Source organism: Pseudodesulfovibrio hydrargyri, assembly GCF_001874525.1.
GTDB lineage: Bacteria > Desulfobacterota > Desulfovibrionia > Desulfovibrionales > Desulfovibrionaceae > Pseudodesulfovibrio > Pseudodesulfovibrio hydrargyri.
Genome location: NZ_LKAQ01000004.1, coordinates 1429189 through 1443767 on the forward strand (window position 1 = coordinate 1429189; position 14579 = coordinate 1443767).

Here is a 14579-nt window from a genome sequence, read left to right on the forward strand (position 1 = left end):
CCGCTATCGCAAGCCGCCCCTGTCCCCCCGCACCACCCCTTGCCGTTCACCGGGTGGTTTGTGACCGTTCACCTAAAAAGAGGGGCGGTTGGCTTTTGCTTTATATAGATGATAACGTGTCAACGGCGGTCTCCGCCATGATTCGACATTCCAGTGGGTTGCGGCCCGTGACACGCGGGCGAGGCGAAGAAACGATCAGCTCAGGAGCATCTCGATGACCGAAGAAGAGAAGAAAATCGAAAGCATGCAAAAGGATGGACAGATATTTCAGCCCGACGCCGCCATGGCCGGACAGGCCTGGATTCAGAGCATGGACGCCTACCGGGCGGACCACGAGCGGGCTCTCAATGACCCGGACGGGTATTGGGGCGAGCGGGCCAAGGAGTTGATCGACTGGTTTTCCGATTTCGATTCCGTACTGGAAGCGGACTACGACAAGCCGGAGTTCAAGTGGTTTTCGGGCGGCCGGACCAACGTGGCCTACAACTGCCTGGACCGCCACCTGACCGGCAACCGCCGGAACAAGGCCGCGCTCATCTGGCAGGGCGAGCCCGAGGAGGACGTCCGCGTCTACACCTACCAGATGCTCCACACCGAGGTCTGCCGGTTCGCCAACGTCCTGAAGAAGAAGGGCGTCAAGCGCGGCGACCGGGTCTCCCTGTACATGCCCATGATCCCGGAACTGGCCATCGCCATGCTGGCCTGCACGAGGCTGGGCGCGCCGCACTCCATCGTGTTCGCGGGGTTCTCGTCCATCGCCCTGCAGTCGCGCATCGAGGACGCCGAGGCCAAGGTCCTGGTCACGGCCGACGCGGTCATCCGCGCGGGCAAGACCATCCCGCTCAAGCCCAACGCGGACGAGGCCCTCAAGGACTGCCCGTCGGTGGAGCAGTGCATCGTGGTCAGGCGCGGCGGCAACGAGATCAACATGGTCGAGGGCCGCGACTCCTGGTGGCACGACGAGATCACGGCCGAGGACATCACCTCGGACTGCGGCTACGAGGAGATGGAGGCCGAGGACCCGCTGTTCATCCTCTACACCTCCGGGTCCACGGGCAAGCCCAAGGGCGTGCTGCACACCACGGGCGGCTACCTGACCTACGCGGCCCACTCCACCCAGATCGTCTTCGACGTCAAGGACGACGACGTCTACTGGTGCACGGCCGACGTGGGCTGGATCACCGGCCACTCCTACATCGTCTACGGACCGTTGGCGCTGGGGGCCACCTCGGTCATGTTCGAGGGCGTGCCGAGCTATCCCAGGCCGGACCGCTTCTGGCAGATCGTGGACAAGTTCAAGGTCAACATCTTTTACACCGCGCCCACGGTCATCCGCGCGCTCATGCGCGAGGGCGAGCAGTGGACCAAGACCTACGACACCACCTCCCTGCGCCTGCTCGGCTCGGTGGGCGAACCCATCAACCCCGAGGCGTGGATGTGGTACCACGACCACGTGGGCAACGGGAAACTGCCCATCGTGGACACCTGGTGGCAGACCGAAACCGGCGGCATCATGATCTCGGCCATGCCCTACGCCACCCCGCTCAAGCCCGGTTCCGCGACCCTGCCCCTGCCCGGCGTGTCGGCCCAGATCGTGCGCCGCGACGGCACCCGCGCCGAGCCCAACGAGGGCGGCCACCTGATCATCGACAAGCCGTGGCCCGGCATGCTGCGCAACGTCTGGGGCAACCCGGAGCGCTACAAGTCCACCTATTTCGCCGGGTTCCCCGGGGCCTACGAGGCGGGCGACGGCGCGCGCGTGGACGAGGACGGCTACTTCTGGATCATGGGCCGCCTGGACGACGTCATCAACGTGTCCGGCCACCGCATGGGCACGGCCGAGATCGAGTCCGCCCTGGTGGCCCATCCGGACGTGTCCGAGGCCGCCGTGGTCGGCATGCCCCACGACATCAAGGGCGAGACCATCTACGCCTATGTGACCCTGCGCTCCGGCGTGGAGCCCGACGACGACATGGTCAAGGACCTCAAGGTCTGGGTGCGCAAGGAAATCGGGCCCATCGCCACTCCCGAGTTCATCCAGTTCGCGGACGGGCTGCCCAAGACCCGCTCGGGCAAGATCATGCGCCGCGTGCTGCGCAAGATCGTCGAGGGCTCCACGGACTTCGGCGACACCTCGACCCTGGCCGATCCGGGCGTGGTCACCGATCTGGTCGAAGGCAACAAGGACCTGCTCGGGTAGCGTCACGAACGATATGCGGAGACAATGGAGCCCCCGCCTCGTGCGGGGGCTTTTTTGCGCCGTCGCCGGGACGGGGATATGCAGGCTGGCGGGCTAGGGGAGGCGGGACGATTGTCGGCCGGGGAAGCGGGCTTCCCCGGCCGTTGTTCTCACCCTATCGGGCAAAGTACAGGTCCGGCAGGAACGTGGCGATGCTCGGGAAGAGCATGATCAACGCCAGCCCGGCGGTCATGATGATGACGAAGGGCACGATGGAGGCGTAGATGTCCATGAGCGTGATCTCCTTGGGGGCCATGGCCTTCATCAGGAACAGGTTGTAGCCGAAGGGGGGCGTCATGTACGCGATCTGGCAGGTGATGGTGTACAGGACGCCGTACCAGACCGGGTTGAAGCCCAGCTGGATGATCAGCGGGATGTACAGCGGGGCGACGATGACCAGCATGGCCGTGTCGTCCAGGAACATGCCCATGACGATGTAGGACAGCTGCATCATGATCAGCACGCCCCAGGGGCTCAGGCCCCAGTTCTCGATGAACAGGGACTTGATGGCGTTGACCGCGCCCAGGCCGTCGAAGACCGCGCCGAAGCTCAGCGCCGCCATGATGATCCACATGAACATGCAGCTCACGCCCAGCGTGTCGTGCAGGGCGTTGCTCATGACCTTCCTGGACAGCCGGCCCTTGACGGCGGCGGCGATCATGGCGGCCGCGGCGCCCACGGCCGAGCTTTCCACCAGGTTGGTCACGCCCATCATGAACAGGCCGGTGACCGAGAAGATGATGAACAGCGGCATGACGCCCGCGCCCAGCAGCCTGAGCTTCTCGGCGCGCGGCATGTCGCGTTCCTCGGCGGGAAGCGCCGGGCCCATGTCGGGCTGGAGCTTGCAGCGCACCAGGATGTAGACGGCGAACATGACCGCCAGGAGCAGGCCGGGAAACACGCCCGCCAGCCACAGCTGGCTCACGGGCTGGCGCGCGATCATGCCGTAGAGCACCAGGACGATGCTCGGCGGGATCATGATGCCGAGCGAGCTGCCCGCCTGGATGACGCCGGAGATCATTTTTTTGTCATAGCCGCGCTTGAGCATCTCGGGCAGGGCGATGGACGAGCCGATGGCCATGCCGGCCACGCTCAGCCCGTTCATGGCCGAGATGGCCACCATGAGCACGATGGTGCCCAGCGCCAGGCCGCCGGGAATGGGGCCCATGAACACGTGGAACATCTTGTACAGGTCGCTGGCGATGCCGGACTCGGACAGGATGTAGCCCATGAAGATGAACAGGGGCAGGGTCAGCAGCGGATACCAGTTGAGCAGCACGATGGCCGCGTTGAAGGGCATCTCTGCCCCGCCGTTGCCCCACAGGAGCAGGGACGAGGCCGCGGCCACGAACCCGACTGCCCCGAAGAACCGCTGTCCGGTGATGAGCAGCATCACCAGGGACGAGAACATCATCAGGGCGATCATTTCATAGCTCATGACCATTCCTCCTCGCTCTCGCCGCGGGCCTTGGCCATGTCCTTGAAGAACGTGGCGACGGCCTGCAGGAGCATCAGGATGATGCCGATGACCATGATGATCTTGATCGGGGCCAGGGGCGGGGCCCAGGCGGTGTGGTTGTGCTGGCCGTACTCAAGGGAATAGGAGGCGCTGGAAAGTCCGCCGTAGAGCAGTACGACCAGATAGAAGATCATGAAGAATATGGTGAAGCGGTCCACCTTGGCCTTGGTCTTGGTGAACCAGCGGCTGTAGAGGACATCCATGCGCACGTGCGCCCTAAGCAGCAGGGAAAACCCGCCGCCGAGCATGTAATAGGCCGCCATGGTGAACTGGGCGGACTCCATGGTCCAGATGTGCGGCGTGTCGAAGAATGTCCGCGAAATGGATTCGCACAACAATATGCCCATCATCAGGAAGATCAGCATCATGGCGAACTTCCCGACGATGGTGTTCAGCTTGTCGACGAATCGAACGTAGGCTCGAATGGGCCGTAACAAGGGATTCCTCCTCGGTCTTTCGAAATGAACAGGCAGGGGGCAAGGCGCCTCCCCCGTCCCCCAGGGGAGGCGCCGTCTCGTTGCCCGTTGAATTAGTAGCGGTAGGGCTTGCCCGCCTTGCGCATGGTGTCCACGTATTCCTTGAGGATGGCGACTACCTTGGCGTTGCGCGGGCTCTTGGCCGCGATCTCGTCCCAGAACTTGAAGGCCTCGTCCTCCACGGTCTGCCATTCGGCGTCCGGGATGGAGGTCAGTTCCAGCTTGCCGCCCTTGGTGCGGTAGTGGGCCTCGCCCCACCAGTACCAGTGCAGGCGATAGTAGTTGGAGCTGTCCATGCTGAGGTTGAAGAGCGTCTTGAGGTGCTCGGGCAGGGCCTCCCACTTGTCCGTGTTGGCGAAGTAGGAACCGGCCCACGCGCCGGAGATGTTGTTGGTCAGGTAGTACTTGGTCACGTCGGCCCAGCCCACGGTGTAGCACTCGGTGATGCCGGACCAGGCTATGCCGTCGAGCTCGCCGGTCTGCAGGGCGACCTGGACGTCTTCCCAGGGCAGGGTGACGGGGACCACGCCGAAGCGGGACAGGAAGCGGCCGCCGGTGGGGAAGGTGAAGACGCGCTTGCCCTTGAGGTCATTGACGCTGCGGATGGGCTCGCGGGTGGCGAAGTTGCACGGGTCCCAGGCGCCCGCGCCCAGCCAGCTCACGCCCTTGACCTCGCTGTACGCCTCTTCCCAGATTTCCTTCAGCCCGTAGTGGTTGAACAGGGTGGGGACATCCAGGGAGTAGCGGGAGGCGAAGGGGAAGTAGGCCGCGAAGACGGCCACGTCCACCGGAGCGCCGATGGAGTCGTCGTCGGACTGCACGGCGTCGATGGTGCCGCGCTGCATGGCGCGGAACAGTTCGCTGGTGGGCACCAGCTGGTCGGAATTGTACAGCTCGATGACCATCTCGCCCTGGGCGGCCTTGTTGAAGGCGTCGATCTGGGGCTTGATGACGTGCTCGGCGAGGGCCGGGCCGGCATAAGTCTGGAGGCGCCACTTGATGGTGGATTTCTGGCTGGCGTGCACCGCGGGGGCGACGGCGGCGGCTCCGGCGGCGGCGAGACCGGCGATGCCGGCCTTGGTGATAAACTCTCTTCTTTTCATCCTGACTCCTTTTCTCTCACTCTGTTGCGGCAAGGGTAATACACTGCTTCACATCCTCGGACGGGCCTCGATGCTGAAGCGGGGACGCCTTTCCCCGTAACCGTCCGGGGAAACTGTGCAAAAGGAGCAAGCCATGTGCCATCCCGAATAAATGACGCAATTTCAGCCGAATATCGGTATTTTTGTTCGAATGGCGAGCGTTGATTTAACATTAATAGGAAAAAGCGGTTTCCTTCGAGACTGTTGCTTCGCTGGATTTTGCATTTTTGTTTCAACGGCGGTGCCGGTGACGTGCGGATGAAAGGAGATCGCTGCCTTGTCTGCCGGGAGTGGGCACGTTAAGGCGCGCGGTGGAGAAATGTCCCGTGAAGAGAGGGGGTTGGGAGATGTGGCGGATCGTTGGGAAAACGAAGCAATAAACGCTATCGATTACTATTTTCTTGTGCTACATTGGGCACGATACCCTGTGAAAGAGCAGGGTGCGCGGTTTGACAATCATAACGAGAAAACAGGAGACAACCATGTCAAAAGACACGAAAAAAATGACGAGTGCCTTTGGTTGCCCCGTTGGCAACGATCTGAATACCGTAACCGCCGGGGAGCGCGGCCCGGCCTTGATGCAGGATGTGCATCTGCTTGAGAAACTGGCGCATTTCGACCGCGAACGCATCCCCGAGCGGGTGGTGCACGCCAAGGGCGCCGGGGCCTACGGCTACTTCGAGGTCACGGCCGACGTGACCAAATACACCAAGGCCGCCTTCCTGTCCGAGGTGGGCAAGAAGACCGAGGTCTTTGCCCGCTTCTCCACCGTGGGCGGTGAAAAGGGCAGCGCGGACTGCGAGCGCGACCCGCGCGGCTTCGCGCTCAAGTTCTACACCGAGGACGGCAACTACGACATGACCGGCAACAACACCCCGGTCTTCTTCATCCGCGATCCGCTCAAGTTTCCGGACTTCATCCACACCCAGAAGCGCGATCCCCTGACCAACCTCAAGAGCCCGACCATGGCCTGGGACTTCTGGTCGCTGACCCCGGAGTCCATGCACCAGGTGACCATCCTCTTCTCGGACCGGGGCACCCCGGCCACCTACCGGAACATGAACGGCTACTCCAGCCACACCTACAAGTGGTACAACGCCAAAGGCGAGTACTTCTGGGTCCAGTACCACTTCAAGACCGACCAGGGGATCAGGAACCTGACCGGTCCCGAGTCCGACGCCATGCGCGGCAAGGACCCGGACCACGCCACCCGCGATCTGTTCAACGCCATCGAGGCCGGGGACTACCCGTCCTGGACCCTGGAAATGCAGATCCTCACCCCGGAACGGGCCCGGGATTTCAAATGGGACATCCTCGACATCACCAAGGTCTGGCCGCACAGCGAGGTACCGCCCATCACCGTGGGCAAGCTCGTGCTCAACCGCAACCCGGAAAACTACTTCGCCGAAGTGGAACAGGCCGCCTTCAACCCGAGCAACCTGGTGCCCGGCATCGGCGTGTCGCCCGACAAGATGCTCCAGGGGCGGCTGTTCTCCTACCACGACACCCATCTGCACCGGCTCGGACCCAACTACCACCTCATTCCGGTCAATCAGGCCAAGAACGCCCCGGAAAACAACTACCAGCGCGACGGCAACATGCGCGTGGACAAGAACGGCGGGTCCGGACCCAACTACTGGCCCAATTCCTTTGACGGACCGGCCCCGGACAATGTCTCCGTTGAGCCCGACATCCCGATTGAGGGCGTGGGCCAGCGCCACGAGTTCAATCACCCCAACGACGATTTCGTCCAGCCCGGCACCCTGTACTCCGTGGTCATGACCGACCAGGACCGCGCCAATCTCGTGAACAACATCGTGGGCAACATGGAAACCGTGCCCCAGCCCATCCAACTGCGGCAATGCGCCCTGTTCTACCTGACCCACGAGGACTACGGCGCCCGCGTGGCCCAGGGCCTCGGCCTCGACATGGCCGAAGTCAAACGGCTGGCCGCCATGACCCAGGAAGAACGGGTGGCCGCCACCTCTATTAAGTAGAAAGAAGAATGCCTCCGGCGGCCGAGGGGGGAAACTTTTGAGAAAGTTTCCCCCCTGGCCCCCCCTTCCAAATTTTTTGTGTGCCTTCGGCAGAGGCGTGCGGAAGTGGGGAGGAGCTTGTTGTTTAGGGAGGCGGTAGTAATTTGTTTCTGCGGTGTCCCGAAGGGGGCGCGCCGGGCGTCCATGGGCCTCGGAGGGCCGTCCGGCGCGCCCCCTTCGGGACGGTTGCCAACGCCGCCCCGTCGTTTAGAGGAACTTGAAAAATGGGCTTCGCGGCGTTTCCCTACGATGCAAACATAGACAATCATCCGCCCCGCACATACCGCGAAGCGGCAATAAAAAAGTTTAGGAAGGGAGAGGGGATGGGGGGTCCGGGGGAAGGGGAGAGGGGAAGCCCTTTTCAAAGGGTTCCCCTCTCCCCTTCCCCCGGCCGCCGGAGGCAAAAAAAAGTGGCCGCTCCGATAGGAGCGGCCACTTTAATTTGTCTCAGTCGCGGGGCTACAGGCTCAGGCCGAGGGGCTTGAGGTAGAGCTCGCCTTGGAAGGTGAGTTCGGCGGCGCCCTGGAGGTAGACGGTGCCGTTTTCGAGGAACACGGTCAGGACCTCGTTGCCGGTGGTGGTCAGGTCGGCGTGATCATTGGTCAGGCCGAGGGTGTGGGCCAGGAGCTGGGTGGCGGCGGCGCCGGTGCCGCAGGCGTAGGTCTCGGCCTCCACGCCGCGCTCGTAGGTCCGCAGGAGCATGGTGTTTTCGTCGATGACCTGGGCGAAGTTGACGTTGGTCCCGGCGGGCGCGAAGTGGGCGTGGTAGCGGAGCTTGGGGCCGAGGTCCATGATGTCGATCTTTTGCACGTCGTCCACGAAGACCACGGTGTGGGGGACGCCGGTGTCGGTGAAGTGCACGGTCAGGGGCTGGCCGTCGACGTCCAGGGTGATGTCGGTCTCGGTCTTGAGGGGCGGGGTGAGCTGGACCTTGACGCGGCCCTCGTCCGGGCCGTCCAGGAGGACCTTGGCACGGATGGGACCGGCGTCGGTGCCAAAGGCGTGCTCGGCCGGGGCCAGGCCGATGGCGTGGGAGAGCTTGGCCGCGCAGCGCGAGGCGTTGCCGCACATCTCGGCCCGGGAGCCGTCGGAATTGTAGAAGTGCCAGCGGTAGGCCAGCGTCGGGTCGTCGGCGTTTTCGAGGAAGAACAGACCGTCGGCGCAGACCCCGAAGGCGCGGGCGCACACGGCCTTGGCCCAGTCGGCCATGGCCTCCTCGGGAATGCCCAGTTCACGGTTGTCGATGACCACGAAGTCGTTGCCGCAGCCCTGCATCTTGAAGAAGGGCACGGAGTCGGTGAATATGTCCATGGGAGAATCCTCGTATTTTTCTTGAGGGGTATACGCCCGGGGCGGGTATGGTCCAATTCTTTTTGCGTATGGATGGCCGGGAGGGGGTCAGCGGGTCAGCCAGGCCTCGGCGTCCTTCTGGTCGGTGAAGACCCGGTAGCTGATGGACCGGTTGTGCATGATGGTCTCAATGTTCCGGGCGAATTCGAGGTCCTCGGGGTGGGGCAGGCAGGCCATGCGCACGCCCCGGGCGGCGGCCTCGGCGGTGATGTCGGCCTCGGCGAGGTTGTAGGCGTCGAGTATGTCGAAGTGTTTGCGCAGCCTGCGTTCGTCGAGCAGCGCCCAATTCAGGCCGTACTCGTCGCTCAGCTTGCGGAGCAGGTCGGCGAAGTCGGTCAGGTCCTCGAGGGATTCCATGGTGCCGGAGACGGTTACCTTGAGATAGGTTCCCATGGGCTGTATGCAGGCGGTGTAGTTCATTGTGGTGGTTCTGACATAATACTCCGTAGCGACTGTTTATGAATGTGAGTGAACGATCTGTCAAGGTGGGGATTCTTGCTTTTCGCGGAAGGGAACGGTATCGCAGGGGCAGCTTGACCTGGAGAACGAGATCATGTCCAAACCGTGCGTCGGATGCGGGTGGTGCTGCCTACAGGACCCCTGCATGGAATCCCATAGAAGATACGGCTACATGCGCCGCTGCCCCGACCTGTTCTGGGACGGGGAGGCGGGCCGGTACATGTGCGGGCTGATGCTCGATCCCGAGACCGCCGAGCAGGTCAAGCGGTCCCAGCATGCCGGGCAGGGGTGCTACGCCCCGCTCAACTCCTGGCGCGAGGACGTGCGCAATCGTGACGGCGATTGAGCCCTTGGTCTTCCACTCCCGCCCCGTTTCTGCTAAATAGTCTCCTCTTGCGGGAACAACAGACCATGGAGCAACCAATGCGCGTCACTTTTGTCGGGGTGGGCGAGGCCTTTGACGAACGTTTGCCGAACACCTCCCTGCTGGTGGAGTCCGGCGATTCGTCCATCCTGCTCGATTGCGGCTTCAACGTCTCCTGCCGCCTGTGGGACTATGCCGCGAACCCCATCGACCTGGACGCGGTCTTCATCTCCCACTTCCACGCGGACCACTATTTCGGCCTCCCGGCCCTGATCGTCCGCTCCATGCAGGAGAAGCGCACCAAGCGGCTGACCATCCTCGGCCCGAGCGGCATCGAGTCCAGGGTCCAACGGCTCATGGAGCTGGCCTATTCCAACGCCCTGACCAGGACCGGGTTCGAGATATTCTTCATCGAGTGCGTGCCCGGCGAGGACTTCAAGCACAGCGGCTTCCGCTTCCGTTTCGCGCTTAACGACCACTCCATGCCCTGCCTGGCCATCCGGCTGGATGCCGGGGGCAAGTCCCTTTACTACTCGGGCGACGGCAAGCCCACGGACGCCACCGTGGACCTGGCCGAAGACTGCGACCTGGTGGTCCACGAGGCCTTCACCCTGGACGAGATCACCCTGGGGCACGGCGACGTGGGGACTTCCCTGGACATGGCCCGCAAGTCCGGCGCGAAGGCGTGCGCCCTGGTGCACATGAAGCGGACCATCCGGCATACCATGATGGACATGATCCGCATGGCCGTGGACACCCGGCCCGAGGTCAACGGATTCGTGCCCGAACCGGGCGACGTGCGCGAGCTCTGATCCGCTCAGGCCGACCCGGCCGACCCGGGGAATAATCATTCCATTTTATATTGGCCCATGCCATTCTTTTCCCAGCGCACCGGCGGTAACCGGGCGCGTTGAAAGCATTGTCGCCCGGTGCGACCAAGGGAGAACATGGCTGGAAAATACGACGCCATCGTCTACGATTATTTCGAAAAGGCGAACGGCTCCATCATACTCATCAGCGAGGATCCGCTTTTCAAGCGGATGCTCTCTTCGACCATTTTCAAGGTCATAGGCATCAAGCGGGACTGCCTGTCCTCGGCCGAAACCGTGCACGCGGGGCTGAAAAAGGTCCAGGCCATGAACAAGGCGGGCCTGGAATTCATCGTCTTCATCGAGCGCATGATCGGCGGCAACACCAGCACCGACACCATCCTGACCCTCAAGCGGCTTCTGCCCGATCTGAAGATCATCGTCCTGGTGGGCGAGACCAAGCGCGAGAACATCGCCTACTTCTACGAGATCGGCGTGGCCAACGTCATCTCCAAGCCCGCGTCCGTGAACAACATCATCGAGAAGCTGGCCTTCACCGTCAAACCCCAGGGCAAGCTCAGCGAATACATGGACCTGGGCAAGCGGAGCCTGGCCGCGGGCAAGTTGATGGAGGCCATGAAGATCGCCCAGAAGGTCCTGGCCCTCAAGCCGGAGAGCCCGGCCGGGCTGATGCTCAAGGGCGACATTCACCTGGCCCAGAACGAGCTGGACAAGGGACTGGAAAGCTACCACCGGGCCCACGAGAGCTCCAAGATCTACCTGGAGCCGATCAAGAAGCTGGTGGACGCCTACAAGGGCGTGGACGAGAACGAGATGCTCAAGTACATGAAGAAGCTCGACCGCCTCAGCCCGCTCAATGCCCAGCGCAAGACCGAGATCGGCAAGGTTCACGCCAAACGGCGCGAGATGGCCGAGGCCGAATCCTATTTCGACCAGGCCATCGAGACCGTGACCCGCGAGGCCATGGGTATGATCAGCGCGGTGGCGGAATCCATATCCGAGGCCGTGGCCGAGGATCCGGGCATGTCCGAGAAGTACCTGACCAAGGTCCTGGAGGCCAAGGGCAGCCGGCTGGACAAGGACGATATCTCCCTGTTCAACAAGCTCGGCATCGCCCTGCGCGGCCAGGGCAAGTGGCGGGAGGCCATCGACAACTACACGGCGGCCCTGCGCATTTCGCCCAAGGACGAGGGGTTGTACTACAATATGGGCATGGCCTACTACGACGGCGGCGACAAGCGCCGGGCGGGCCAGTGCTTCATGAAGGCCCTGGAGCACAACCCGGACTTCTATAAGGCCAGCGAGACGGTCTCCATGAACATCGGCACCCTGTTCGCCGACCTGCGCGAATACGAATACGCCATCCCCTGCTTCGAGAACGCGCTGGCCCTCAACCCGGAAAACGCCCTGGCCGCGCGCAAGCTCGCCGCCCTCAGGGAATCCGCGGGCTGAGCGCCCCCTTTCGCATATCCCCACGGCAGGGACCGGCGGCGATCCGCCCGGCCCCTTTTTTGCGTCGGGTTGACCCGTTTCCCTCACTTCACGTACTGTCGGAACAGGGAGCGGATCGCCGCTTCGCCACCGGCAGCCAAAGGGGATGCGCATGCCGCCCGAAACCGCCGACAGCATAGTCCGCCACTTCATCGAAAAGAACGGGGGCCTGATCGTCTACGTCTCGGACGACTACGGGTTCACCCGCGCCCTGCGCAACATGGTCTCGCGCGTCATCGGCCTGCGCGGCGACGCGCTTTTGCCGTTCGCCTCCCTGGACGCGGCCGTGGACAAGTGCGTGGAGCTGCGCGAGCAGGACATCCCCTTCGTGGTCTTCATCGAGCGCATGATCGACGGCCGTCCGTCCACGGACTTCATCATCCGCCTGTCGCGCGAATGCCCGGAGGCGCGCATGATCGTGCTCACCTGGGAGGCCACCCAGGAGACCGTGGCCTACTTCTTCGAATTGGGCGTGTCCCGCGTGCTGGTCAAGCCCGCCTCGGCCAACAAGGTCATCGAGGAGCTGGCCGCGGCCATCTCCCCGCCCATGGAGCTGCGCCGCCAGATGGAGCACTGCGCCAAGCTTCTGGAGTCCCGCAACTACGCGGCCGCCCTGACCGCTTCGGACCGCATCCTGATGATCCGGCCCGACTCGGCGCGCGGCCTGGCCATGCGCGGCGACGCGCTCATGGGCACCGGCAAGGTGGACTCGGCGATCCAGGCCTACATGGCCGCCCACGAGGCCAACCCCATCTTCATGGCCCCGCTTCTCAGGCTGGCCGAGGCCTTCCGCGACATGGAGGATGAACGCGCCCTGTCCTACCTCAAGGAGCTCGACGCCATTTCGCCGCTCAACCCGGACCGCAAGATCGACATCGCCGAGCAGCATTTGCGCCAGGGCGAACACGAACAGGCCGAACGCTACCTGGACCAGAGCGTCCAGGCCGCCGAGCGCGAGACCCGCTCGATGGTCGGCGACCTGACCGAACGCATCGTGGACGCCGTGTCCGGCGTGGCCCCGGACCTGGCGGTCAAATACCTGAACCGGGTCATCGACACCAAGCGCGTGCTCGGCCGCGACGACCTCATCCATTTCAACCGGTTGGGCATCATCCTGCGCGGCGAGGGCCGCTGGGCCGAGGCCGTGGAGGTCTACAAAAAGGCCCTGAACATCGCCCCGGAGGACGCGGTCATCCATTACAACATGGGCCTGGCGCACTGGGAGGGCAATGAGCGCATGACCGCCCTGGACTGCTTCGAAAAGGCGCTTGGGATCGACCCCGCCTTTTACTCCGGCAGCGTGGGCGCGGCCCTGAACATCGGCTCGCTCTACCTGGACCTGCGCTACCCGGACGACGCGGCGCCGTTCTTCGAACACGTCCTCTCCCTGGACCCGGAAAACGACCTGGCCCAGGCCAAACTCGACCAGGCCCACCGCCTGGCCCGAGCCCAGCCCGAATCCGCCCGCCGCCATCGTCCCGGGAAAGAACCGGTCCTGAACCTCGACGCCCTGCCCGAGCCGCCCCAAAAGAAGAAAAAGAAGAAGCGCAGGCCGTTCACCAATCTGGAGTTGTGAAGGGGCCGCGGTTAGCGTGTCTTCACGAGCACCGAGGCGGTGGAGCCCACCCGCAGGGCGATCGCCGGAGGGACCTGGTCCAGGTGAATCCGTACGGGGATGCGCTGCGCCAGGCGAATCCATTCGAAGGTCGGGCTGACGGACGGCAGCAGTTCGTGGCCGGGGGAGCCGTCGGCCTGGGATATGCCGTAGCCGATGCTGTCCACCGTTCCGGAGATCTGCGTGTCGGGGTAGGTCATCAGCGTGACGACGGCTTTGTCGCCTTTTTTGATGTGGGCGAGGGAGGGTTCACGGAAGTATCCGGCCACCCAGAAGCTGTCCGCGTCGATCAGGGCGAGCATCGCCTGGTTGGCCACGGCCTGGCTGCCCTGGCGCAGGGTCAGGTTGGTGACCCAGCCGTCCACCGGGGCCCGGACCTTGGTGAACTCCAGGTTCAGGCGCGCCTGTTCCCAGCGGGCCAGCGCCTCGCGCAGCAACGGGTTGTCCCTGCCGGCCGCGCCCAGCACCGCCTTGGCCTGGCCCAGTTCCGCTTCGGCCTGGATCTTGGCGGCCTTGGCCTGGTCGAGTTGCGCCTTGGCCTGGTTGAGTTGGGCCTCGGCGGTCACCGCGGTCTCGCGGTTCATGTCGTAGTCGCGGCGGGCGACGGTCCCGTCCTCCAGCAGGGTCTTGAATCGTCCGAGATCCCTGGACGCCTCTTCGTGGTGGGCCTGGGCGCTGGTCAACCCGAACTGGGCGTTGCGCACCCTGGTCTGGGCCTGCTCAAGGGCTGCCGCCGCGCTGTTGACCTGCTCCAGGCGGTTCTGGACCTGGTCATCGGCCTGATCCAGGTTGGCCTTGGCCTCGTCCAGGGCCGCGGAGTACGTCCGGGGGTCGATCTCGAAGAGCAGGTCGCCCTTGTGGACGAACTGGTTGTCCACGACGTGCAGATCGACGATGGGGCCGGAGATGCGGGGCACGATCTGGACCACGTCGGCCCTGACCTGCCCGTCCCGGGTCCATGGGTTGAAGATGTGTTCCCTGTACCTGAGCGCGACCGCGAGGACCGCGCACAGGACGACCAGGCCGGTCAACAGCCATTTTCGGAGATGCGGTTTCAT

12 protein-coding genes are annotated in these 14579 nt (G+C 63.7%); 6 read left to right on the forward strand and 6 right to left on the reverse strand.

Translation table 11 applies throughout. The annotated features are described in order from the left end of the window. Positions 1-214 precede the first annotated feature (214 nt). Positions 215-2200, forward strand: coding sequence for an acetate--CoA ligase (gene acs / locus BerOc1_RS11080; protein ID WP_071545764.1), 1986 nt, complete (start codon positions 215-217; stop codon positions 2198-2200). Between the two features lie 154 nt (positions 2201-2354). Here acs and BerOc1_RS11085 read toward each other — a convergent pair whose 3' ends face one another. From BerOc1_RS11085 to BerOc1_RS11095, 3 genes are all read right to left on the reverse strand, one after another. Then, complete coding sequence (locus tag BerOc1_RS11085; protein WP_071545765.1) at positions 2355-3677, reverse strand: TRAP transporter large permease; 1323 nt, start codon at positions 3675-3677, stop codon at positions 2355-2357. Beyond that, a complete protein-coding gene (locus BerOc1_RS11090; RefSeq protein ID WP_071545766.1) occupies positions 3674-4195 on the reverse strand; it encodes a TRAP transporter small permease subunit in 522 nt (173 codons plus the stop codon). The genes BerOc1_RS11085 and BerOc1_RS11090 overlap by 4 nt, the downstream gene beginning before the upstream one ends. A 92-nt stretch (positions 4196-4287) precedes the next feature. Next, complete coding sequence (locus tag BerOc1_RS11095; protein WP_071545767.1) at positions 4288-5337, reverse strand: TRAP transporter substrate-binding protein; 1050 nt, start codon at positions 5335-5337, stop codon at positions 4288-4290. A gap of 521 nt (positions 5338-5858) precedes the next feature. On the opposite strand from BerOc1_RS11095, the gene BerOc1_RS11100 reads away from it, so the two are divergent. Beyond that, a complete protein-coding gene (locus BerOc1_RS11100) occupies positions 5859-7373 on the forward strand; it encodes a catalase (RefSeq protein ID WP_071545768.1) in 1515 nt (504 codons plus the stop codon). A 498-nt stretch (positions 7374-7871) separates the two neighbouring features. Here BerOc1_RS11100 and dapF read toward each other — a convergent pair whose 3' ends face one another. Beyond that, positions 7872-8723, reverse strand: a complete 852-nt coding sequence (dapF, locus tag BerOc1_RS11105) for a diaminopimelate epimerase (RefSeq protein ID WP_071545769.1) — start codon at positions 8721-8723, stop codon at positions 7872-7874. Positions 8724-8810: 87 nt separating this feature from the next. Beyond that, positions 8811-9182 (reverse strand): hypothetical protein, encoded by a 372-nt coding sequence (locus tag BerOc1_RS11110; protein WP_071545770.1) that lies wholly within the window; start codon positions 9180-9182, stop codon positions 8811-8813. 184 nt (positions 9183-9366) lie between these two features. Here BerOc1_RS11110 and BerOc1_RS11115 point away from each other — a divergent pair, with 184 nt between their 5' ends. From BerOc1_RS11115 to BerOc1_RS11130, 4 genes are all read left to right on the forward strand, one after another. Beyond that, complete coding sequence (locus BerOc1_RS11115; RefSeq protein ID WP_371912958.1) at positions 9367-9567, forward strand: hypothetical protein; 201 nt, start codon at positions 9367-9369, stop codon at positions 9565-9567. A 77-nt stretch (positions 9568-9644) separates the two neighbouring features. Then, positions 9645-10397 carry an MBL fold metallo-hydrolase gene (locus BerOc1_RS11120; protein WP_071545772.1) on the forward strand — a complete coding sequence of 251 codons (753 nt, stop codon included), beginning with the start codon at positions 9645-9647 and terminating at the stop codon, positions 10395-10397. Positions 10398-10532: 135 nt separating this feature from the next. Beyond that, complete coding sequence (locus BerOc1_RS11125; RefSeq protein WP_071545773.1) at positions 10533-11867, forward strand: tetratricopeptide repeat protein; 1335 nt, start codon at positions 10533-10535, stop codon at positions 11865-11867. A 151-nt stretch (positions 11868-12018) separates the two neighbouring features. Next, on the forward strand, positions 12019-13482 hold the full coding sequence (locus BerOc1_RS11130) for a tetratricopeptide repeat protein (RefSeq protein WP_071547086.1): 1464 nt from the start codon (positions 12019-12021) through the stop codon (positions 13480-13482). 11 nt (positions 13483-13493) lie between these two features. Here the strand turns inward: BerOc1_RS11130 and BerOc1_RS11135 are convergent, their stop codons facing one another. After that, positions 13494-14579, reverse strand: coding sequence for an HlyD family secretion protein (locus tag BerOc1_RS11135; protein WP_071545774.1), 1086 nt, complete (start codon positions 14577-14579; stop codon positions 13494-13496).

Bases quoted from the DNA above. Each gene is read 5' to 3' on its own strand.
- acs (WP_071545764.1), top strand. From the start codon at position 215: ATGACCGAAGAAGAGAAGAAAATCGAAAGCATGCAAAAGGATGGACAG.
- BerOc1_RS11125 (WP_071545773.1), top strand. From the start codon at position 10,533: ATGGCTGGAAAATACGACGCCATCGTCTACGATTATTTCGAAAAGGCG.
- dapF (WP_071545769.1), bottom strand. From the start codon at position 8,723: ATGGACATATTCACCGACTCCGTGCCCTTCTTCAAGATGCAGGGCTGC.
- BerOc1_RS11120 (WP_071545772.1), top strand. From the start codon at position 9,645: ATGCGCGTCACTTTTGTCGGGGTGGGCGAGGCCTTTGACGAACGTTTG.
- BerOc1_RS11130 (WP_071547086.1), top strand. From the start codon at position 12,019: ATGCCGCCCGAAACCGCCGACAGCATAGTCCGCCACTTCATCGAAAAG.
- BerOc1_RS11110 (WP_071545770.1), bottom strand. From the start codon at position 9,182: ATGAACTACACCGCCTGCATACAGCCCATGGGAACCTATCTCAAGGTA.
- BerOc1_RS11100 (WP_071545768.1), top strand. From the start codon at position 5,859: ATGTCAAAAGACACGAAAAAAATGACGAGTGCCTTTGGTTGCCCCGTT.
- BerOc1_RS11115 (WP_371912958.1), top strand. From the start codon at position 9,367: ATGGAATCCCATAGAAGATACGGCTACATGCGCCGCTGCCCCGACCTG.
- BerOc1_RS11135 (WP_071545774.1), bottom strand. From the start codon at position 14,579: ATGAAACCGCATCTCCGAAAATGGCTGTTGACCGGCCTGGTCGTCCTG.
- BerOc1_RS11095 (WP_071545767.1), bottom strand. From the start codon at position 5,337: ATGAAAAGAAGAGAGTTTATCACCAAGGCCGGCATCGCCGGTCTCGCC.
- BerOc1_RS11085 (WP_071545765.1), bottom strand. From the start codon at position 3,677: ATGAGCTATGAAATGATCGCCCTGATGATGTTCTCGTCCCTGGTGATG.